This is a genomic window from Eubacterium sp. F2, from assembly GCF_046244355.1.
Classification (GTDB): domain Bacteria; phylum Bacillota; class Clostridia; order Peptostreptococcales; family Anaerovoracaceae; genus Aminicella.
The window spans coordinates 1964814-1984780 of record NZ_CP176393.1 but is presented as its reverse complement, the minus strand read 5'-3'; the positions used below and the strand labels follow the sequence as shown (position 1 = coordinate 1984780).

23 protein-coding genes and 2 pseudogenes are annotated in these 19967 nt (G+C 48.0%); 4 read left to right on the top strand and 21 right to left on the bottom strand.

Annotated elements, in window-relative coordinates; translation table 11 throughout:
* Positions 1 to 9 precede the first annotated feature (9 nt).
* The 5 genes and pseudogenes from ACI77B_RS08605 to ACI77B_RS08585 form a co-directional block, all read right to left on the bottom strand.
* The gene (locus ACI77B_RS08605) at positions 10 to 3243 is read right to left on the bottom strand and encodes a helicase-related protein (protein ID WP_409336434.1); all 3234 of its coding nucleotides are present in this window, start codon (positions 3241 to 3243) and stop codon (positions 10 to 12) included.
* A gap of 75 nt (positions 3244 to 3318) precedes the next feature.
* A pseudogene (locus ACI77B_RS08600) lies at positions 3319 to 3552 on the bottom strand (BrxA family protein); the annotation flags it as partial.
* 260 nt (positions 3553 to 3812) lie between these two features.
* The gene (locus ACI77B_RS08595) at positions 3813 to 4343 is read right to left on the bottom strand and encodes a methylated-DNA--[protein]-cysteine S-methyltransferase (protein WP_409336433.1); all 531 of its coding nucleotides are present in this window, start codon (positions 4341 to 4343) and stop codon (positions 3813 to 3815) included.
* A gap of 134 nt (positions 4344 to 4477) precedes the next feature.
* Positions 4478 to 4756, bottom strand: coding sequence for a hypothetical protein (locus tag ACI77B_RS08590; protein WP_409336432.1), 279 nt, complete (start codon positions 4754 to 4756; stop codon positions 4478 to 4480).
* Positions 4753 to 5154: a histidine phosphatase family protein gene (locus ACI77B_RS08585; RefSeq protein WP_409336431.1), complete on the bottom strand. Its 402-nt coding sequence runs from the start codon at positions 5152 to 5154 to the stop codon at positions 4753 to 4755. Before ACI77B_RS08585 ends, ACI77B_RS08590 begins: the two co-directional genes overlap by 4 nt.
* 120 nt (positions 5155 to 5274) lie before the next feature.
* Here ACI77B_RS08585 and ACI77B_RS08580 point away from each other — a divergent pair, with 120 nt between their 5' ends.
* On the top strand, positions 5275 to 5763 hold the full coding sequence (locus ACI77B_RS08580; protein WP_409336430.1) for a low molecular weight protein-tyrosine-phosphatase: 489 nt from the start codon (positions 5275 to 5277) through the stop codon (positions 5761 to 5763).
* Positions 5764 to 6094: 331 nt separating this feature from the next.
* On the top strand, positions 6095 to 6637 hold the full coding sequence (locus ACI77B_RS08575) for a VanZ family protein (protein ID WP_409336429.1): 543 nt from the start codon (positions 6095 to 6097) through the stop codon (positions 6635 to 6637).
* A 98-nt stretch (positions 6638 to 6735) separates the two neighbouring features.
* On the opposite strand, the gene ACI77B_RS08570 is transcribed toward ACI77B_RS08575, so the two are convergent.
* From ACI77B_RS08570 to ACI77B_RS08505, 14 genes are all read right to left on the bottom strand, one after another.
* Complete coding sequence (locus ACI77B_RS08570; RefSeq protein WP_409336428.1) at positions 6736 to 6849, bottom strand: IS3 family transposase; 114 nt, start codon at positions 6847 to 6849, stop codon at positions 6736 to 6738.
* A gap of 97 nt (positions 6850 to 6946) precedes the next feature.
* Positions 6947 to 7150 (bottom strand): hypothetical protein, encoded by a 204-nt coding sequence (locus ACI77B_RS08565; RefSeq protein ID WP_178264325.1) that lies wholly within the window; start codon positions 7148 to 7150, stop codon positions 6947 to 6949.
* Positions 7151 to 7208: 58 nt separating this feature from the next.
* Positions 7209 to 7814, bottom strand: a complete 606-nt coding sequence (locus tag ACI77B_RS08560) for an SOS response-associated peptidase (protein WP_409336427.1) — start codon at positions 7812 to 7814, stop codon at positions 7209 to 7211.
* A 1-nt stretch (position 7815) separates the two neighbouring features.
* The gene (locus ACI77B_RS08555; protein ID WP_409336426.1) at positions 7816 to 8637 is read right to left on the bottom strand and encodes an ADP-ribosylglycohydrolase family protein; all 822 of its coding nucleotides are present in this window, start codon (positions 8635 to 8637) and stop codon (positions 7816 to 7818) included.
* Between the two features lie 327 nt (positions 8638 to 8964).
* On the bottom strand, positions 8965 to 9561 hold the full coding sequence (locus tag ACI77B_RS08550; RefSeq protein WP_409336425.1) for an N-acetyltransferase: 597 nt from the start codon (positions 9559 to 9561) through the stop codon (positions 8965 to 8967).
* A 236-nt stretch (positions 9562 to 9797) separates the two neighbouring features.
* A complete protein-coding gene (locus ACI77B_RS08545) occupies positions 9798 to 10436 on the bottom strand; it encodes an MBL fold metallo-hydrolase (RefSeq protein ID WP_409336424.1) in 639 nt (212 codons plus the stop codon).
* A gap of 24 nt (positions 10437 to 10460) precedes the next feature.
* Complete coding sequence (locus ACI77B_RS08540; protein WP_409336423.1) at positions 10461 to 11102, bottom strand: helix-turn-helix domain-containing protein; 642 nt, start codon at positions 11100 to 11102, stop codon at positions 10461 to 10463.
* A gap of 166 nt (positions 11103 to 11268) precedes the next feature.
* The gene (locus ACI77B_RS08535; RefSeq protein WP_409336422.1) at positions 11269 to 12135 is read right to left on the bottom strand and encodes a 4Fe-4S binding protein; all 867 of its coding nucleotides are present in this window, start codon (positions 12133 to 12135) and stop codon (positions 11269 to 11271) included.
* A 318-nt stretch (positions 12136 to 12453) separates the two neighbouring features.
* On the bottom strand, positions 12454 to 13224 hold the full coding sequence (locus ACI77B_RS08530; protein ID WP_409336421.1) for a formate/nitrite transporter family protein: 771 nt from the start codon (positions 13222 to 13224) through the stop codon (positions 12454 to 12456).
* 405 nt (positions 13225 to 13629) lie between these two features.
* The gene (locus ACI77B_RS08525) at positions 13630 to 14115 is read right to left on the bottom strand and encodes a hypothetical protein (RefSeq protein ID WP_409336420.1); all 486 of its coding nucleotides are present in this window, start codon (positions 14113 to 14115) and stop codon (positions 13630 to 13632) included.
* A 316-nt stretch (positions 14116 to 14431) separates the two neighbouring features.
* On the bottom strand, positions 14432 to 14635 hold the full coding sequence (locus tag ACI77B_RS08520; RefSeq protein ID WP_409336419.1) for a hypothetical protein: 204 nt from the start codon (positions 14633 to 14635) through the stop codon (positions 14432 to 14434).
* Positions 14636 to 14648: 13 nt separating this feature from the next.
* Positions 14649 to 15617 carry an InlB B-repeat-containing protein gene (locus tag ACI77B_RS08515; RefSeq protein WP_409336418.1) on the bottom strand — a complete coding sequence of 323 codons (969 nt, stop codon included), beginning with the start codon at positions 15615 to 15617 and terminating at the stop codon, positions 14649 to 14651.
* Positions 15618 to 15709: 92 nt separating this feature from the next.
* Complete coding sequence (locus tag ACI77B_RS08510) at positions 15710 to 16099, bottom strand: hypothetical protein (RefSeq protein ID WP_409336417.1); 390 nt, start codon at positions 16097 to 16099, stop codon at positions 15710 to 15712.
* 224 nt (positions 16100 to 16323) lie between these two features.
* Entirely contained in the window at positions 16324 to 16911 is a 588-nt protein-coding gene (locus ACI77B_RS08505; RefSeq protein WP_409336416.1) for a helix-turn-helix domain-containing protein, read from the bottom strand.
* Positions 16912 to 17287: 376 nt separating this feature from the next.
* Here ACI77B_RS08505 and ACI77B_RS08500 point away from each other — a divergent pair, with 376 nt between their 5' ends.
* Together ACI77B_RS08500 and ACI77B_RS08495 are read left to right on the top strand one after the other, a co-directional pair.
* Complete coding sequence (locus ACI77B_RS08500; RefSeq protein ID WP_409336415.1) at positions 17288 to 18103, top strand: LytTR family DNA-binding domain-containing protein; 816 nt, start codon at positions 17288 to 17290, stop codon at positions 18101 to 18103.
* 216 nt (positions 18104 to 18319) lie between these two features.
* Positions 18320 to 18544, top strand: a pseudogene (locus ACI77B_RS08495) (hypothetical protein); the annotation flags it as partial.
* Positions 18545 to 18577: 33 nt separating this feature from the next.
* On the opposite strand, the gene ACI77B_RS08490 reads toward ACI77B_RS08495, so the two are convergent.
* Positions 18578 to 19231 (bottom strand): hypothetical protein, encoded by a 654-nt coding sequence (locus ACI77B_RS08490; RefSeq protein WP_409337735.1) that lies wholly within the window; start codon positions 19229 to 19231, stop codon positions 18578 to 18580.
* A gap of 476 nt (positions 19232 to 19707) precedes the next feature.
* Positions 19708 to 19941, bottom strand: coding sequence for a hypothetical protein (locus ACI77B_RS08485; protein WP_409336414.1), 234 nt, complete (start codon positions 19939 to 19941; stop codon positions 19708 to 19710).
* Positions 19942 to 19967 lie beyond the last annotated feature (26 nt).

Genomic DNA, 19967 nt, shown 5'->3' with positions numbered 1-19967 from the left:
GCTCCTCCTTTACATTACCACGAGGAAGGTCACCAGCTCGAAGTCGTCGATACCTTTCACTTCTGAAAGCAGGGCGGATGTGCCGCCGCTCTTGAAGAGGCTGTCGATGTCGCTTTCCTCCTTGGTATCTATGATTGAATTGATGGCATCGGACAGCAGCGCTGACATTTCACTCATGTTCCTGCCATCATCGGTTTCTTTATTAAAACGGTCGTAGACCTCTGCAATCGGTTCAGCCTTTCCACGACACAGAAGCCTCATATCATCAAGCAGCTTCTTCGGATTCAGATAGTCGCAGACGACTTCACCTTCCAGACTGATATAGACCATGTAGAACGGGTGAATGCGATTCAGACTGTCAATGTTCACACCGTTGTTGCGATTCTTCAATACAAAAAGCACTCCTTCTGGCAGGTCTTCCGTCTTCTTCACCACGGAATGAAGACCGAATGGCATGTGGTCGAGATCCGGATGCGTTTTGATGTATTCGAGAAGATCAAGTCTGAATTCATTAAGACCGAGATCCATGATGGATATCCCGCCTGACATGTCTTCCAGATCCACCACTTCGGTCTGCAGCTTCTTAAGCTGCTCGCGGCGATATTCCAGGTCTCCTTTCTCTTCCGGGCTGATAGGATTGTCGTCACCAGTAGAAGTCAGAACGGATATTTTCATCCTTGTTTCAACACGGGCTTTCAGATTAATGTACTCGTCAAGCGTCAGATCTGGCCAGAAGTTCACGAGCTGGATCTGCTTGTTCTTGCTGCCGATACGGTCGATACGTCCGAATCGCTGGATAATACGAACTGGATTCCAGTGAATGTCGTAGTTGACGCAGTAGTCGCAGTCCTGCAGGTTCTGGCCTTCGGAGATGCAGTCGGTTGCGATCAAGATATCGATGTCCTTTTTGCTCTCCGGCATAAGGACATCTCGGTCCTTGGAAACCGGCGAGAAGCATGTGAGGATGTTGTTGAACGTCGCCTTGAAGTCCTTCAGCGTGGTTCTGCCGTCGACCGTGCCGCTGATCATGCCACTGTTGAGGCCGTACTTGTCCATGACGTAACGGCTGACATTATCGTACAGGTACTCTGCCGTGTCGGAGAACGCTGTGAAGACCAGCACCTTCCTGTTGCCTGGATTGATCGGATTCTCGATCTTCTGTGAGATGAGCTTGTAGAGCTCCTGCAGCTTCGTGTCATGTTCCGGCGTAATATCCGCAATCATGAGAATCAGAAGTTCGAGCGTATCCGCATCTTTTTGCAGCACGTCCTTCCAGCTCTTGTAATCCATATCGGCAAGGTCAATTTTTACTTTACGTCCAACGGTGAAGTAGTCGGTGTTCTGGTCCGCCATGTCGAAGTCATCGGAATCAGCTTCATACATGTCGATGTTTGCTTCTCCATATTTCTCGTACTGAGTGATTCCCTCGATTGTCTCCATAATGAATTTGCGGATGCGTTCCAGTGTAAGCCGGAAGGATGAGACCGAGCTTTCCAGCCGCTTGAGGAGATTGACACTCATCAGCCTGCGGATACCTTCTTCACGTCCAGACTGCGTCAGATTGTTTCCCTTGTGATGTGTCAGATCAATATATTTCTGCATCTTGCTCGGGAAGATATAGGCAGAAGGCGTGTAAATCTCCAGCTGAAGCTGAGAAAGCTGTTCATATATTTCGTTGTAGTTGATGGCGCTCGGAAGATCCGTCAGGCTCGGCCTAAGTGAGATTGGTTTGCGCCGTTCCGGGAACTTGCCGATCTTCTCCGTGTTGTAGTATTTCTCGATATGTTTTCGTGACCGTGCAATAGTTACAGAGTCGAGCACTTCAAAGAAATCAAAGTCCAGTCGGCGCAGCAGGTTATCCGTTGTCCGTTCCTCAGCTGGGAGCTTGCTCCAAGCGTTGAATGAGGTCTGGGCCTGACGGAATATCTCGTCAATTGACTTTGACGTATTCAACTTCTCATCCATCAGCTCCGGCGTTCCTTCATATGCGAGAGCAAGTTGATTCTTGAGGTCGTTAAACCGGTTATTGACAGGAGTTGCTGACAGCATGAGTACTTTCGTCTTCACTCCAGCGCGCACAACTTTGTTCAGAAGTTTTAGATAGCGGTTTTCCTTCTGGTCCTCGCCGGAAAGTTCTCCGCCGTTTCGGAAGTTATGTGACTCGTCAATAACTACAAGATCATAGTTTCCCCAGTTGAGCCGGTCGAGATCAAGACCGTTTGATGTGCCGTGATCGCGCGAAAGATCGGTATGGAAAAGAACATCATAGCGGAGTCTGTCTGCAGCGATGGGATTGTTGACGTAGTTATCTTTATATGTATTCCAGTTTTCTGCCAGCTTCTTCGGGCAAAGTACAAGGACAGATTTATTTCTGTTTTCATAGTATTTAATGACAGCGAGAGCCGTGAAGGTTTTACCAAGACCGACACTGTCGGCCAGAATGCAGCCGTTGTACTTTTCGAGTTTGTTGATAATGGCAAGCGCTGCGTCTTTCTGGAAGTCATAGAGCATATTCCAGATTTTGCTGTTCTTAAAACCTGTCGCTTCGTTAGGCAGTACGTCCTCAGATACATCCTCCAGGAACTCACTGAACACGTTGTAGAGCGTGATGAAATAAATCAATTCAGGAGAATTCTCATTATAAGCAGTCGTAATGTTTTCCAGAACAACATCAGTGACGTCCTGCAGCTTTTCTTTATCGTTCCAAAGAGAATCGAAGACCTGCAAGTACTGCGCCGCGAATGGAGTCTCGAGGCTGTTCACCATATTGTAGCTATTGTTGCCGCGTTCACATCCAATATCTACCGTCGTGAATCCGTTCAAAGGCATGTAAGCTGTTTTTTCAGTTCCGGAGTCGGTAACCATGAATCCCGCCATGTTCTCGGTGGTTGTATTTGATTTAAATGTGGCCTTTCTCCTGATCCAGTCGGCGCACTCTTTTGCGATTGCCTTCTGCGTCATTTCATTACGCAGCTTAATTTCAAATTCCGTGCCGTAAAGACTCTGCTCACGAGTGAGCCGAGGAATGTAAAACTCGCGCTTTTGCTTTTTCGCTTTCTCTGTTACAAAGGTCGGCGATGTGAAGATGAAGCGGAACTCATCAATGCTTTCGAGCTGCTTCTTCAATTCACTATAGGCATACATAGAAAAGCAAGCCGCTGCCACGGAAACCTTACTATTCCGCTTTATCGTTTTTTTCATGTCGTCTCGAACGATACTCGTGACATTATCAAACACCTTCATAATAAACGACTCCAATCAACAGTACATTATTTCTATCTCACATATACTTATACTCATCAAGCATGCAGATCTATTTCAATTTTTTCTGTATCGTTCTAGCCTTAACTGTATGACAACCCAAAAAGGCATCAGAAGCCCCAGTCTCGTCCGCACGGTATGAAATATCAAATCACCTCGCGCCGGCGTTGAGGCATCATACAGGTTCTCCTCTTTGCACGCAGTCCGGATCCGTTCAAACGTCCATCCCTTATCCAGCAGCTCTGCGGTCCGCTCCGCCTCATGCAGCCAGAACGACCACTTCACACCGCCAGCTGTATACTTTGTTTTCTACATCCCTGCCACCTTTATCTGTATAATATCCATAATATTATATTATACTTGGACCCGTATTTCTACAAGAAGACCTTTATGCACCTGAGGCTTCGCTGTCTGTTGACATTTTTCAATGTCGACGCATCTGTATACCAACCGCTCCCACCCCTGTTCACCATGCACTTCTTTTTCTCAAGTAATACATTGACATCCTCCATGTCTGCTCGCCCGCTGCAGCGTTCAGACAAAATCTTTCCCTACTCCGGCACGCTCATTTTCCTCACATCTACGCCTTCCATCTCCAAGAGTCTGATTTTACGTTCAATGCCGCCGGCGTATCCGGTCAGGCTTCCGCTGCTGCCGATCACGCGGTGGCACGGGATGAGGATGGAGATGGGATTGTGGCCGACGGCGCCGCCGACGGCCTGGGCGGACATGTGCGGAAGGCCCTGTTCGGAAGCGATCCTGGAGGCAATCTGACCGTAGGTCATGGTTGTCCCGTATGGGATGGTCAGCAGAATATCCCATACACTTTTCTGAAACGCAGTGCCCTTCGGATCAAGCGGCGGCAGGAATCCCGGCTCCTGTCCGCGGAAATACCGGTCGAGCCAGCGGCGGACCTCCTGAAATACCGGAAGAATATTTTCTTCTGTACATTCTTCATGTTCAGGATCCAGACCTGCGGCACAGTATTTCTGGCCGTCGAACCACAGACCGGTAACAGCGTTCCGGCTGCCTGCGATGATGATGCCGCCGAGAGGCGATGTATAGTGGCTGATGTACTCCATGATTTTCCCTCCTGCATCCATTCTGTTCCGCTTCATTGTTTTACAGAATCGTAACATAAAAACGGTCCTGAAAGAAGAGGGACTGTTGCATCAGCATGATTTTCCCGCTTCATGCTTCATGCAACAGTCCCCGATTAAGATTTATTCAAACCGCAGGGCGTCGATCGGGTTGAGGCGTGCGGCGCGGCTGGCCGGGTACCGGCAGTTTCAGAAACTCCGATGGATTTAATCTCTGACTTATAGTGTTTCTGAAGTGCACAGAGCATGTCGTCCGTCACCATGTCTTTTGCTTTCATAGTGACGCCGGAACCGGCCATCATGGAGCTGACGTCCATGGATGCGGCGTTTGCGTTATGTTTTGACTGAACCATAAAAGTGACGTTGTTTGCGCCAAGAGAACCCATGCTGCTCATAACAGATTTCTCCATGCCGCTTCCGATCTCTGAAATACGACTCGATGAACTGGGAAATCCCGTTGTGTGCTGTGAGCAGATATGGTCTTATCTGGCTGACTCTTCAGATCGTCTAGCAGGTTGTAAATCCGCTGCGCGACTCGCAGCATGGATTCCCTGCCGTCATAACTGTCAATGAAATTCTCTTTTGCAAGCCGAAAATCCAGTTCATCGCGCGGTGTCGATTCCCATTTTCCAAAATTCTGTTCCATCAGCTGTTCTTCCACTCGCATCGGAACACCCGTCATCTTTGCGATTTCTTCTGCTGTATCTCTGGCGCGGCTCAGCGGCAATGTCAAGATCTCGTCAATTGCGATTTCCCCGTCATCAATTTTGCTTCTCAGCAGCCGTCCGGTCATCGAACCGTTGCTCGTCAGATACTAGCCCGCCCACCCAGAATCTGCTACAATAATTCAATATACACCTGCCAACCCGATAACCAACCCGTTAGCAAACTTTATCACGTTTGGAGGATTACCATGATCAAAATTCTTTTCATCTGTCACGGAAACATCTGCCGTTCGCCGATGGCACAAGTATATATGCAGCACCTGGTCAACGACCGCGGCCTTGCCAGTCAGTTCCTCATCGATTCCGCCGCAACTACCACAGAAGAAATCTGGAACGGCCGCGGCAACCCCATCTATCCGCCTGCAATGGCTGAACTCAACCGTCACGGCCTGGGCGGAAAACTGGCCGACTCCCTGCGCGCATCACTTCTGACGAGAGAAGAAGGGCTGAAATTCGACTACCTCATCGGCATGGATCAAGAAAATATGCGCGGCATACGCCGCATTCTCAGAAACGAGGCCGCCGGAAAGCTCTCCCTGCTGCTGGACTACACCGACCACCCGCGTGATGTTGCAGACCCTTGGTACACCGGTAATTTTCAGAAAACATGGCAGGACATCGAGACCGGCTGCCAGGGACTGCTGGCTTACCTGAAGACCCGGGGACAGATCCAGTAGTTCATGCGGCAAAAAGCAGACATCTCAAGGAAATCTCCTTGTCTGTCTGTCATTCCGGCCTTTTTCAACTGTAGAACCGTCATTCAAACCGAATATTTCTTTATTTTACAGAACTGCGGTAGAAAGGAACTGCATATTCTTGATATCTTTCAGACAGGAGGTACTGAACAAGGAGCAACCCCCGGAATCCTTCTTGGATTTGCACTGCTGTTCTCCATAATGCTTTACTCTGAAAGCAAAAAATAATATAACTTGATTACAAAGAAGCATATATGATACCTTAAATATATCAATACACCATTTTTTCATCATGTGGAAGGAGACTTTCAGAATGTTAATTGATATAGAAACGGGAATTTATGCTTCTTTAACTCTTTATATATTTGTATTAATTATCAGATGTATGAAACATAAGCATCTTTCACGCTCACTCAACAAGAAACATGAACTGCTTGTATTTCTGGCATGGGTCTATTTTAGCGGATTAACCGTCTTGACACTACTCCCGATTCAATGCCCGCCAGCAAAACTGAATATCCCCATATCCTCAATGATTCAACTGAATCCATTATCAGCTTTATATCCATCACGTGGATTTAGTCTCCGGAATATACTCGGTAATATTATTCTCTTTCTGCCCTTGATTCCAATATTATCCATTGTCAGAAAAAGGATCTTTCGCCTCAGAAATGCTATCCTGATCTCACTCTTGTTTTCTTGTTCGATTGAGTTCATGCAGCTTTTGGAGAACATCAGCGGATTCTGTTCCTACTATTTCCGTCAGGTAGACTCCGCCGATGTGATACTAAATATCATCGGCGGAATACTCGGATTTTCATTATATTCATTATGGAAATCAAAATCAGAGCATTGACAATCTCTTTCTGTCGTGGACTCCTTAGACGATACATTGGGCATTACGCTAAGAATTGCTGGTCACTCTGTATCGACAGGGATGGACTCATGGGCAAGTTAGACGGCATGAACTTCCCTGTATTGCTTAGGAGTCAGGTAGTTGAGTGAATATGCCGGTCTCTCTTCGTTGAAAAAGGCGACATATTCATCTATTATAAGACCCGTGTCCAAAAATTAACCCCTCCGTGTCTAAAATAAGTTTACCCCTTCATTCTGTTGTCAAGTTTTTTAAATTTCTTGTTTTAAGCTGCTGTTTATCTGGATAATATTACAGCATGCTGATCTCAAAACATTGATTTTTCCAGGAAATATCGTCAATGCGGAATCCGTATTTTTTCAGCTCCTCCTTATGATACTGAAAACGGTGGTCGATCCTGACATCCGATACTTCTTCAGCCTTAGAAAACGTCATGACCTCATGCGGCCCGCAGTTTACCTGGATATATCTCCAAAGTGGATCATATTTACTCATTCTGTATGTTTTTCCTCCTTCGATATGTAAAAAACCATTCCTTTCATTTCTCTTCTATCTACAGCAGACTCAGCTGCTGCGGACCTCCTACGCGGTGTTCATCCAGATGCGGAAGTTTCTGATCCAAAAGTTCAGAGTAATTCTGCCCCTCCTCAATCCACCGGAATGCATCCTGCCTGGAAAACAGAAGCGGCATCCTGCCGTGAACATCCCGCACCGACGAATTTGCTTCACGGGTAATGACCACAAAGCGGAGCACATTCTGGATCATGCGGAATACTGCGCCCAGATAAATCACCGGTGCAGCTTCCCATGTGTAACGGACCTGCTCCTTCTCTTTTGTCCATTCATAGAAACCGGCAGCGGGAGCGATGCAGCGATGGTGCTGCAGAGCCTCCCGGAACATCGGTTTTTTATCGAGGGTTTCACTTCGTGCATTGATAATCAGACTCCCTTTTTCATGGGAATCTGGAAATCCCCAGCTCATCAGATCGCAGACGGTCCTGCCTTCAGAATCATACAGAACCGGAACGGACATTCCGGGAACGATATCAGCATTCCCGAATTGATCCGCACACAGCTGAGACAATGCGCCTCTGATCTCTGGAAAATCCGCTTCCATACCGCCAATAATTCCCTGATTTACGTAATATCTTCCGCACATCTTATTTCTCTTTCATCCATTTCTCCTGAAGATCAAGACAGAGGCGTGAGAAATTCCAGACAATCTGCCGCTCTTCCTCATCCAGTCTCCAGAGGACATCTTTCTTCATCGGCTCCGGCATTCCGAAGTACGGTTCGGCGATTGCTCCTGCCATGCAGGCAATCGTATCGCTGTCTCCTCCCAAGGAGACAGCCTTCCGGATGACATCTTCATAGCTGTTCCCTTCAAGAAATGCGATAATCGCTTCCGGAACGGACTTCTGACAGATTTCATAGAAGGCATATCCGGGACGGATTTCATCCAGCGTTCTTGTCAGATCGTAATCGAATTTTTCCGTGATGAACTTGCGGATGTGTTCTTTGTCTGAACCGGTGCGTGCAAGAAAAATTCCCGCTGCGATGGCCTGTGCTCCCTTGATTCCCTCAGGATGATTATGGGTCACATCTGCGGTGATTTCCGCTGCGTGAAGAGTCTCTTCCATCGTCGGATACAGCCAGCCGGCAGCGGAGACGCGCATCGCGCTTCCATTCCCGTAGCTGTTATAAGGCTTTGGATTGTATTCCTGCAGCCAGCGGATGAATGTTCCGCCGTATCCGGCGCCCGGGTGTTTTCTTCCAAGATCCTGCATGTCACGGACTATTGCGTGACGAAGGTCATCATCAGACTCACCGTAATGATCGGTCAGAGCTTTCGCCACTGCAAGAGACATAAAAGAATCATCCGTTGGTCTGGATTCTTCACTCAGCAGCGGAAAATTATAGTCATTCGTATTATTAAATTCATATACAGATCCGACAACATCTCCAAATATCGCTCCAAGCATTTATGTTTCCTCCTTAGATTATTTCATCATCACGTTACTACTCAGAAGTTTTTATGTAGCGGGTTCTTCTGCCCCGTCCTTCTTTTCGCAGGCTTCCGTCATCGACCATTCCTTTCAGCAGTCTCTCGGCTGAAGAAGAACTTGAGTCCGTAATTTTTTCTGCCTGCGCACGAGTAATACTATCGTTATGGTCGAGGCGGAGCATCACCTTTCTGTGACGATAGTCACCCGATGGGAAAGCTGCGAACACTGTTGCTGCCCCTTGATAAAAGAAAAAAGAAAGGGAGCATGATCTCTGCCCCCCTCCATTATCCAATGTGTAATTCCTTAGCAGCCTGATCCGTCAATGCTGCAGGCAGCTCCCTGCACTTCCTGCGGCTGTTCATCCACCGGGCGGGATCTGAGGCCTGCTTCTTCCGGCGTCAGTGTCACGAATCCATCTTCTGTGACAAAGCACGGAATTCCAACACTTCCGCTGTCTCTTACCTCATTAAATGCATCTTCTGAATCACGCAGGCTCAGGAACGCCTTCAGATTCTTTACATGCTCCCCGATGTCAATGAACTTGAACGACGGGTTATCAGATGCCTGTTCTTCAACATAAGTGCAGTCCGGGCAGGTTTTCATTCCATAAACCGTGATGACAGAATGGTCTTCCATGGCCGCATATTCCGCATTTTTCTCAAACAGATATGCCGCGAACGGGCAGAACGGTTTTACTCTGACCCCGGCAGCCTTTGCCGCCTCCATAACGCAGTCCACCAGCTTTCCGGCGATTCCCTGGCCGTTATAGTTGATGTCCGTCGCGGTGTGGCGGATAATCCAGAAGGACTTGAGTACGGCAACCTTACAGGTTCCTATGCACTTATCGCCATCGTATGCTGCGGCGCGGTTCTGATCATTTTCAAATCTGATGTCAATCATTATCTATATTCTCCTCTCCTGATCTGCGGCGGACATGGGCCGCTGCGGGAACTCCTTTTTTCATACAGTGTTTTTATGCCACAGGCGGAGTGTCAGCAAACATATTCCCTGCTGTTCTTCCCTCTTGCTTTCCCTGCCGTCCATCCGGCCAGCATCCCCGCTGCGGACATTCCTGTGCCGATAAGAAAATCCTTCCACTTCCTGCGTTTCTCCGGCTTCCTGAATTTCTCCAGCAGCTATTCCTGCCTCAGTTCCGGCTCCAGCGTAATAACCTCATCCAGAACATCCGAAGAATCCACTGTAATCTCAGATTCCTTCAATCTCTTAACACCCGGAATCACTTTCATGATATCCTGAATGGATTCCTGCACATCGTAGCCGCGCATTCCGTCTCTGAAATGCATCAGGATTTTCAGGCTCGGCGATTTCATCCTTGCGAGGATGGTTTTTGCCTGAGCAGAATCGATGGTGTAATAGCCTGCGCATGGGACCAGAAGAACATCGGCCTGCGAAAGCCGCTCATATTCTTCATCACTCGGAAGCCGTCCAAGATCGCCCAGGTGCGCAACAGTCAGCCCGCCTGCCTGAAGGAAGGTCATTCTGCAGAGTCCGCGCTTCTTTCCGTTAACATCGTCATGCGGCACCGTGATAAAGGACACCGGAAACGGCTCTGCCTTCCCAGTCAGCTGAACCATGCCTGCCGCATTGTGGTCGTGATGGTCATGGGAGCAGTACACCGCATCAGCCTCCAGGCCGCGTGGCATCAGCGTTCCCGGGACACTTCCGTCCTCATAGGGGTCCAGAATCACCGAAGCAGCGCCAGACCTGACCTTAAAACATGAATGTCCATAATATTTTATTGTAATCCCGCTCATCACTATGCACTCCTTTCTGAAATTTTACTCTTCCAGCTTCAGATGCTTCTGGGACACGACCTTCACTTTTCCGCCGCGCTCTGTGAAATAGTCTTTCAGATGAGCAGCAGCCTTGTTGGCGTCGTCGTACTGGTCCATATCTACATGGTTGTCGATGAAAGCGTCCCCGCCGCTTGCCAGAATCTGGTAATCTTTATTATAGCTGACCATGTAGTCGTAGGTTTTCCCGTTCAGCGTGCAGGCCCAGGACGTCCTTCCGGCCTCCTGATTATTCTGCGCACGGTTGTGAATTCCAACCGCAATTCCAGAGCAGAGTCCGATGATCAGCACCAGCAGAATAATTCCCGCCGCCTTCCAGAAGCGGTGCGCCCTGCGGTTCTTAATCGCCAGCTGTTCATTAATCCTGGAAAGCTGCTCCACCACCAGATCCGGCTGCGTACTTTCAATCTTATCCGCACCCAGAAGTTCAGAAACCTGCACATTAAAGATGTCCGCCATCTCGCTCAGCAGCTGCGCGTCCGGAACAGAATATCCCCGCTCCCATTTTGAGACCGTCTGCCGCGTCACATGCAACCTGGCCGCAAGCTCCTCCTGCGTAAATCCCTTGTTTTTTCTGATTGTCTTAATGTTTTCATTCAGCATATCTGCCATCCCCTTATTCATCATATTTTTCTGCAGAACCGGAAGCTCCTTAAACTCCGGCTCTCTTTCTTTTCATCCACAGAATAACGCAGAAGGACCCAGATCGCACGCAACGCATATTAACATGCGCATTTTCCAATGCTTTCAGCGATTTTCCACGGACAAAAGAAACACGCGCAAGGGGACAATGTTAATTTCTCGCGGCCGCCTCACGAAAGGCTTTGGCCGGAATCTGCGACTCGCAGGGAACCCTGGTCTGGCACTTTCCGCAGCCGTAGCGCGGAGCGTAGAGCTGCGCCGTCCGCGTCAGCCAGGGCCCGCAGATCGTATGATCCTTTCCCTTTTCCATCGTGATCGCTTCCGCCGGACAGCGCCTGACGCACGCCCCGCACATCACGCAGTAATCGTAAATGCCCTCATATATCCGCTCATCCGGCTCAATTATTTCAGAAATGATTATGCTGCTGAAACGCCCGGCTATTCCCTTCCGGGTAATGAGCCCCTTTGAAAGCCCAAAAGTTCCCAGTCCGGCCGCATACGCCGCATGGCGTTCCGACCAGTTGCTTCCGTATGTCTTTTCTGTAATCCCGGGGAAACCGTCCATGCCTTTTCCGCCCTTGATCGCATGAAATTTCGGATCAATTCCCGGCGCGCAGGCGGAAATCCCCAATTCCGTAAACCGATTCCGTACGGCTTCCGCAAAACGGCTGATAAGATCCTGTCCTTCGACTCTTCCGATCAGCCAGAGATCTGATGGAACCTCCCGGTCTTCCCGGTTGCTCTTCTTCACCGCATCAGAAAAAGGAAGAAAAATTGATACAACGGTTTCTGCATCGGAAAGCCATTCCTTCGGCCCCATAAACCAGGGTCCGATGACGCCTTCCTTTTTATATTCCCGAAACAGAGGATCGTCCGCCGACGCGAACCCGAGCAACGGCTCATCGAAAATCCGGGTCCCCAGAAGTTCAGGATTTTCCGTCATTTCTTCCGTAACCAGATTCCCCGGCGCATCATGATAACATGCCTGTATTTCTTTATAAATTTCATTTTTCTCCATCGAAACACTTCCTTTCAGGCTGGCCAGACTGTTCCTGCGGTCTCAGAGCCTGCCGGCCTGATGCTTCCTGTGACGTTATCCGTAATTTTATCATACCACAGGAGTTTTTTTCTTGCTGAGGATTTTCCGCTATTTTACCGCGATTAGAATACTAATAAAATAGCACAATGACATAAAGCGCTTTTGGTCACTAGCAGCGGGCCGTCAGGGACCAGCATCCTCTGACTGGCGCGGTCATCATAATAAAATACGGAGCCGCCGCCCGAAGTCAGTTTTCCTGACTTCGGGAAGCAGCCCCGATTTCCCGGATAAAGCAGTTTACCCCCTCACCGCGTCTCTGGAAGACAGCATGTAAGGAACGGAGACGAACAGAATTCCTCCGATCATGTTTCCGATGGTTACCCAGAGCAGGTTGTAGCCCGCGCCGAGCGCGTTTACGCCCGTTCCGGCAGGATCCAGAACGGCGGCAGAGAAGAGTGTCATGTTTGCTACACTGTGTTCAAATCCAGTTGTAATGAAGGCCAGCAGGCACCAGAACACCATAATCAGTTTACCCGAGTCGCTCTTGCAGCGGAAGGAGCACCAGACGGCCAGGCAGACCAGAATGTTGCAGAGAATGCCTCGCATGATCAGAGGAACAATCCCGGCAGACATCTTTCCAAGGGCCGCGCCGGCAAGGAATTTCGCTGTCGCGTCCACGTTCAGTCCTGACCAGTGAAAGACCAGACCGAGGACGAACGATCCTGCCAGATTTCCAATCCAGCAGACAATCCACAGAAGAAGAGCGTCAGAGAAACGGATGGTCTTCCGGAACAGTCCGGACGACATGACCATCGTGTTTCCGGTAAACAGCTCTGCTCCGGCGATGACAACCAGGCTCAGCGCGATTCCGAAAACCAGTCCCATGACAAGCTTGGTCGCAGGAGATCCCGCAAGCTGTCCTCCGACGGTCATAATCAGAAGGACACCGAATCCGATATACATTCCCGCCAGCATGGATAAAACAAAATATCCAAGGGGATTTCTCTTTAAATATGCGATCTTGTTTTTTGCCGCGTTGGACGCAGCCGTATATTCTTCATTATACATACATTACCTCCACGTAATAGTCGTAAGTTTCTGCGGAAAAATGTCGTGAATACGTTGCGCAATAATTTCAACTATTGCTTAACTTCTTGAAGCATTTCACTTTTCCGCATATCCCACACTTCCAGTAATCAAGAGCAGGTGAACGGTAACGCATATACAATTGTCAATAAAAATGATACCTACAGATTCCGGCATCTGTCTGATCATAAGAATCATCAGTGAGCAGAAATGATTCTCATTTTCAGTAATCCCAGAAACTCTACCTTTCTAAGAGTATAACTGATTTTCCCCTGCACTGCAACAAAAACAATACAGCGGAGGCGATTTTACGCCCCCGCATTGATCATTCATATACAATGTAATCCGATCATCCGCATTTAATAATATTTGACAGAACTCCAGCAGCTACTGTGTCACCTTGACCATCACCACGCCGCTGGTATATTCCTGCGGCCTTGAAATCCGAATATACAGTGTGGACGCCTTATACATCTTCAATTTTATGCCAGATGATTTTCCGTTATCATTCGCGGAGCGGTTCACCGGAATCCTCATGTTGTTCTTCAGTACGCCGGATGCAGCTGTGCATTTAACGTACATACTGTTATCAACATAGCCCTGAGTCAGAAGTCTGACGGTGCCTTTCTTTACTTTAACCTTCATCCAGGCAGAGGTTCTGCTTCCTGCCGGAAGAACCGCGCTGTATGTCGAGTTCTGAACAGCATAACCCGTCAGATATTCTGCGTTTACTGTTGAACCGGCATTGACCGAGACCGCCTGCGCTGTATCTGTCGTATCCGCAGAAACAGGCAGAACCGGAAGCAGCGTGATCATAAGCGCAAGGCCTGTAATTATACATATAGATTTAAATAAGCGAATTTTCTTAACCATAATAATCTCCTTTCCTAAATCAGAAAACGCATAAAGCCGCAAGCTTTCGGCATCCCATCTTCTGATTTCAGAATAACCGAAGAAATTCAGAATCGTCAAGGAAATATTTTTTGAAAACAGTAAATTTTATGCAAAACAGGCTCGCTATGGTGCATATGCGATAGAAAAATGCCGGAACAGTGGGATAAAAGACAGCTTTTCCACCGATAAAGAACAGATTGAACAGCAGATTTTCCTATCGCCTTTTCGGAATAAAAAAAGCCCCTGCCCTCATGTGAATTCTGCACATAAAAGCCGGGACTGAATGTTCCTGATTCTATTTCTTTCCTCGTCTCTGTTTATCTTTTGCGACGATCGTGTTGAAGATCAGAATCAGCACAAAGAAGATCACTGTACTGAATACGAACGTCATCAGTTTTACATTGGTCTTCAGAATATAACTGATCACAATCTGAAGGACAAACAAGATGACGGAATCCCTTACCGAAGATAAGATGATCGGTTTCATATCAATATGCATAGATTATCCCTTTCTATTTTACCGTCACAACGACAGAATCACTGGATCCGTTGATTCCCAGCACATAAATGACGGCTTTTCCTTTATTCACTGCCTTTACTTTACCAGTCTTTCCACCGACCGAAGCCACAAACCTGTTTGAAGTCTGATAACGGAATCTGCTACAGCCTTTTACGGAAAGGAGGCCTTTCCCAGAGAGCACGCCTGACGCAGATGCTCTGACGACGTACGTTTTCCCCCGTTTCAGAGTAATCTTATGGCTGACTGCTTTCACAGATTTTACATTGGTCTTTCCTGCTCCGGAATTTCCCGCAACGGAGTATACTTTCGGGCTTGTTTTTACGACAACATTTTTCCCGCCTGTACTTACATATGCAACAACATAATATCCGTATATTTTCCCCTTTTTCAGGTTTTTTACGAGATAGGAGCCGGAAGAAGCGCTTTTAACATCAGCGATCTTCTTAAAACCCTTCACGCTGCCGGAAGCCGTAACACTGCATCTGTAAATATAGTATCCGTCAACTTCATCCAGACTTTTCCATGTCAGCTTCTGGCTGCTGCTTCCCCTGGCTGTAACCCTGGAAAGCATGAGACCGTTAATAAACGGAATCGGCTTATTGACTTTCGTCCATTTTGCATACAAATTAAGGTCAGAGGTCACCGGACTGCTGAAATCATACTGCTGCGCCATCATGCTGTCTGTGTACCAGCCGCTGAATGTATAGCCTTTATTAACAGGTGCTGTCGGCTCAGACAGCTTTCCGCCGTCCACGACAGTCTGCGTAAACGTATCCGCCCCGTTTCCCGGATGGAAGGTGACCGTATGTTCATTCGCAGACGTCTGGCTGACTGCTCCGCTCCCTGCGCTGGTATCTGCGAACGATGCCTCAGAAATCCCGCATATTCCAATCAGTGCCGCAGACAGAACCGCAACTGCAGCCGCGCGGCCTGCGCACTTTAATCTATCATTCATGTTCATTCATTTCCCCCTTTAATCAAGGAACCTTCTCTTGATCTAATTATCGCACATTTTACATATACTTTCAATAAGTGGAGGAAAGGCTCTTGCAATTATGTTTGCCATTTCAGACAAAAATTACTTGTCCAGGAATTAACTTTGCTTTTCCCTTCCGGAAATAATGTGAGCATTTTCCGGGTTTCTAAGGCTTCCTGGCCCAGGGTCCTTATGAAGTTGGAAAAGAGAATGGCGAAAAACAAGTTAAAGGCCAGCAGACAGAGATAAACCTCTGTCGCGTTGATTTTTGTCGAAAATGCGCCCTTCGCATGCGGCGCATAGGTTCCTACCAGTCCGATCAGGCCTAAAAGACTGATCAGCATCGCCGCGCTGAAGCAGAAGAATAAATCCCTGCGGATCCATTCTTCCATAAAAGACGGTTCGCTGTAGAGGTTGTTCTTCTCCTCACGAAATAAAAAACCTGTTTTATCGAATAAATGTTTCAACTGCCTTACCCCATACGCTCTGCCGGGCATTCAGGCTCCTGCTGCGTCAGCAGAGTGCGTTCTCTCTCCGAAAATTACCGCAAATACATGTGAATTCGATAGAATTATAGCACAGCTGGTATATGAATTCCATGAAAGAATCAATAAAACCAATGGTTTAAGCAATTCTCCACGGGGTTCCATAAACGCCGGAAGAATGGGTTCGTCTGGGGTATTAATACAGCCTACAGGCGGATTTTCACCAGCTCGTGCCGGTTGCAGTATGCATAGATATACCCGTGCCGGCTCCTTGCCGTGAATCTTGCCTCTGCGGATCCTTCCGGATAGAGTTTCACCAGTTCGAAACTGCTGTCTGTGACATATGCAAGGAAGGAAATGTAGTGGTCCTTGGTCATTGGGTGATTCAGAAAGACATGGTATTCTCCGTCCATGACTTCTGCCTGAATCAGATGCTGCTCATCCGGTTCTTCTGCTTCCAGAGCCGGCAGAGTGATTCCGCAGCAGCTGACCACCGCATTTCCGATTGACCGTATTATATTACCGCAAATCGGACAGACATAGATTTTCGACCGCCGAATATTCGCAGAACGGTTGAGATTGGTCACACAGTCCCCGCTCAGAAGCTCCATAACCGATACCTGAAGCGCCTTTGCAAGCGGTTCAATCAGCGTGATATCCGGAAGTCCCCTGCCCGTTTCCCATTTTGAAACCGTCTTATCGCTGACTCCGATTGTGTCCGCCAATTCCTTCTGCGTCAACTTCTTATTTTCTCTTAACTGCCGGATCGTCGTTCCCGTTACGTAATGATTCATCTCTTTCTCCTTTTCTGTTCGACAAAATATATGAGCAAGAAGCATTTCTGCCTCTGTTTTCCTGACTGAATGCCAGATTTCCGTGTGTTCTCTTTTCTCCATTTCTGGCTCTCCATAAGAGTAGCAGGAATTAAGCTCCAGCACAATCTACGCATCGTAGAACGGCCGCAGAAAAGCCGTATTTCCTTGCCTTTGATTTTTGTCTATCAGGAAAATCCGATAGATAATACGTCAATTTCGCTGCCTGCTGCATCTGAATCAGTGATATAATACCAAGGCAGGAATATGCAGAAAACAACCGGCAGCCCAGCGATATTGCTGCCGTATGATGAATTAAGAAAGGAACAGCCTTATGCAGATAGATATGAGGACGGCCATGTCAATAACAAAAGATATCATAAAATCGTATCTGGAACATGATGTGGACGAGTTCTTCAAATACATGGATGAAAAGTCGATTTTTATCGGGCCTCGGAACGGGCAGTTCCTCACTTCAGGGACCAAAATCCGGAACGCCCGGCTTTCTGATGCACCGAAGACGGAGTTTTCAGTGGAAAATATCCGCACATTCGCGCTCCCGGTGACTTCGATCTCCTGCGAGATCATCTGCATGTACACGGTCATCTGGAAGAAAAAGGACGGTACGATTATCCGCCATCCCCAGACTCTTCAGGTCACTTATGTTCTGCGGCCTTCCATGGCATCAGAAGAAGATAAAACGCTGGCCTACCGCATCATCTGCGTACACATCTCTAATCCGATGGAACCGGATGAACGTGACCTGCACTATAAAACCTTCGGCGATATGTCGACCGCGCGGATCGGCGCCCTTCCTGGTGAAAGAACCGCTGATGCCGGTGTCCGGGTCATCATTCCCAGTCTCTATGGTTCTGTTTACACCTATCCCTCTGCTGCACTGGTCTGGATTGAATCTGCAAGCGGCGGCCATCAGTCCATCGTGCACACCAGAAGCCAGGAGCTCCGCTGTTCCAGGCCCCTCTCCTATTTCACCAGGGAGTATCCGGATGTATTCCTGAAGCCTTCTGTCAGCTATCTGGTTAATCCGAATTACATCAGGCAGGTCCGCCGCTGTGAGGCTGAACTCTGGAACGGGACAATCCTGCGCGTGCCGGAGAAAAAATTCACAGCCTTCAAAAAGCAGTTCCTGGAACTGACAAAAAGAGGAAAGTAAAGAAATCCCGAATAAGAACCCCCATGAAAAGAGGCGGCCGCCCTAACTGGACTGCCGCCTCGAACTGTTGCGATATTGTATTCTTTCACTTACACTGTAGTAATAGTATATGTTTCTACTTTCTGCGGAGCGGACGGGGCTGACGGAGTTGACGGAGATACCTGCTCATTTGTGTTCTTCAGCGTGTAAAGACGCTTGCCGACGCTTCCGTTTTTGATGGTCTGCGCATCATCTGCAGAAATCGCGGTCTCAGTGTATAAAATTATGTTTATCTGCCACGGAAACATCTGCCGCTCGCCGATGGCACAGGTATATATGCAGAATCTGGTCGAAAGGCGTGGTTTACAGAATCAATTTCTGGTTAATTCATCCGCTACAACGACGGAAGAAATCTGGAATGGCCACGGCAATCCCATCTACCCGCCTGCAATGGATGAGCTGCGGAGACACGGCCTGAACGGCCCCCTCGCTGACTCACACTCGGATTTTCTCCGCCTTCGACCATGCGCCATAATACGTTTTCCCTTTAACCACTTTATATGCCCGCACTTTCACAGAAGCAGCTCTGCCCGCCGTGATTTTCTTCGTGATCAGCGAACGTTTTCCGGCTGCCGCGTACTGCCATTTCCGGCTTCCCCGCTTCCTTACCGCAAGCTGATAGCTGCATCCGCCCGGGACCGTCTTATAGCCAACAGTCAGTTTCTTCCCTTGCTGACTTGCCGTTTTCAAGGCGACCTTTGCCGGAACAATCCGAAAGTTTCCTTTCAAAGTTCCTGAACATCTGCCCTTCCCGGTCAGGATGATCGACGCCCTGCCGATGGCCTGATTATTGGAAAAGACTGCAGAATAATCCGTCCCTTTCTTCAGAACGATCAGGTATGTGGTGCGCGTCACCGTGCCATCGCCGTTGTCCTTTTCCTTCACGACCTCACTTTCCACCTGAAAGCCCGGCCTTACCGGCTTTCCCTGATAGGCATAACTTTCCCTCATCTGGACAAAATAGGAATCTGCAAGGTCTATATGATCTGCCGAATTCCCCGCCCCTGCTTCCGCAGATGCAGTAAATGGAAACACCGCCGCAAACAGCATGGCAGCAGCTGCAAGGAAAATCAGATTCTTGTATCCCATTTTATTGTTCACCCCCATCAATAAATTCACCTTCCGAGCGTTGAGAGAATCGTATGTTCATTTTGCAGAAATAAGAAATAATAGTGCCAGACCATGGCTCTTCATTATTTATACAACCGTCACACGCAGATTCCCTTACCATTTATAAATAATTTCCAGATTAATTGAGTGAGAGACTCTAAAAAACGCCCTTTTTACCAAGTATACAACACAATTTTGGTAAGATAAACCGAAATCGTTCTTCCATACCTAATACCTATTATTCCTAAGGACAGCTGGGGTAAAGGACTGTGACCAATCTCTGCTGTTTTGCTTAAAAATATTACACCCCATTCTGATAATTACGTTGAAAACTAGCATTCGCCAGATAGTACAAAAAGAAAGTAAGAGTATCTATTCATAATAATTTATTTTTATAGATTCTGATACTTTGACAGCTTTATCGTTCCTAAATCAGTACAATATTTTGGTATAAATCATGAGTTTTTTCCAGCTTTACCAATGTTCTTCTCCAGACAGAGCAGACCCTTCTGAAGATGAACTTCTGCCGGATAATCGATGAAAGTGAGATTCAGCTGCCCGTCGCTGAGCTCCTGCCCACCGCGCTTTGCAATGATTTTCCCATCGTAACCGTATCCCGGAAATTCCCGGGCCGCCAGTTCTCCGCAGATTACCTGAAGTCCTGCATTTATTTTCTTATCCAGCAGCATGACGCACGACGGATTTACATCTCTTC

Excerpts from the sequence above, each read along its gene's own strand:
- ACI77B_RS08565 (WP_178264325.1), bottom strand. The coding sequence starts at position 7,150 with ATGAGTAAATATGATCCACTTTGGAGATATATCCAGGTAAACTGCGGG.
- ACI77B_RS08560 (WP_409336427.1), bottom strand. The coding sequence starts at position 7,814 with ATGTGCGGAAGATATTACGTAAATCAGGGAATTATTGGCGGTATGGAA.
- ACI77B_RS08490 (WP_409337735.1), bottom strand. The coding sequence starts at position 19,231 with ATGGGATACAAGAATCTGATTTTCCTTGCAGCTGCTGCCATGCTGTTT.
- ACI77B_RS08545 (WP_409336424.1), bottom strand. The coding sequence starts at position 10,436 with ATGAGCGGGATTACAATAAAATATTATGGACATTCATGTTTTAAGGTC.
- ACI77B_RS08535 (WP_409336422.1), bottom strand. The coding sequence starts at position 12,135 with ATGGAGAAAAATGAAATTTATAAAGAAATACAGGCATGTTATCATGAT.
- ACI77B_RS08500 (WP_409336415.1), top strand. The coding sequence starts at position 17,288 with ATGTCAATAACAAAAGATATCATAAAATCGTATCTGGAACATGATGTG.
- ACI77B_RS08515 (WP_409336418.1), bottom strand. The coding sequence starts at position 15,617 with ATGAACATGAATGATAGATTAAAGTGCGCAGGCCGCGCGGCTGCAGTT.
- ACI77B_RS08580 (WP_409336430.1), top strand. The coding sequence starts at position 5,275 with ATGATCAAAATTCTTTTCATCTGTCACGGAAACATCTGCCGTTCGCCG.
- ACI77B_RS08590 (WP_409336432.1), bottom strand. The coding sequence starts at position 4,756 with ATGAGCAGCATGGGTTCTCTTGGCGCAAACAACGTCACTTTTATGGTT.
- ACI77B_RS08595 (WP_409336433.1), bottom strand. The coding sequence starts at position 4,343 with ATGGAGTACATCAGCCACTATACATCGCCTCTCGGCGGCATCATCATC.
- ACI77B_RS08520 (WP_409336419.1), bottom strand. The coding sequence starts at position 14,635 with ATGCATATTGATATGAAACCGATCATCTTATCTTCGGTAAGGGATTCC.
- ACI77B_RS08540 (WP_409336423.1), bottom strand. The coding sequence starts at position 11,102 with ATGATGAATAAGGGGATGGCAGATATGCTGAATGAAAACATTAAGACA.
- ACI77B_RS08550 (WP_409336425.1), bottom strand. The coding sequence starts at position 9,561 with ATGATTGACATCAGATTTGAAAATGATCAGAACCGCGCCGCAGCATAC.
- ACI77B_RS08575 (WP_409336429.1), top strand. The coding sequence starts at position 6,095 with ATGTTAATTGATATAGAAACGGGAATTTATGCTTCTTTAACTCTTTAT.
- ACI77B_RS08505 (WP_409336416.1), bottom strand. The coding sequence starts at position 16,911 with ATGAATCATTACGTAACGGGAACGACGATCCGGCAGTTAAGAGAAAAT.
- ACI77B_RS08555 (WP_409336426.1), bottom strand. The coding sequence starts at position 8,637 with ATGCTTGGAGCGATATTTGGAGATGTTGTCGGATCTGTATATGAATTT.
- ACI77B_RS08525 (WP_409336420.1), bottom strand. The coding sequence starts at position 14,115 with ATGGTTAAGAAAATTCGCTTATTTAAATCTATATGTATAATTACAGGC.
- ACI77B_RS08530 (WP_409336421.1), bottom strand. The coding sequence starts at position 13,224 with ATGTATAATGAAGAATATACGGCTGCGTCCAACGCGGCAAAAAACAAG.
- ACI77B_RS08605 (WP_409336434.1), bottom strand. The coding sequence starts at position 3,243 with ATGAAGGTGTTTGATAATGTCACGAGTATCGTTCGAGACGACATGAAA.
- ACI77B_RS08585 (WP_409336431.1), bottom strand. The coding sequence starts at position 5,154 with ATGACCGGACGGCTGCTGAGAAGCAAAATTGATGACGGGGAAATCGCA.
- ACI77B_RS08485 (WP_409336414.1), bottom strand. The coding sequence starts at position 19,941 with ATGCTGCTGGATAAGAAAATAAATGCAGGACTTCAGGTAATCTGCGGA.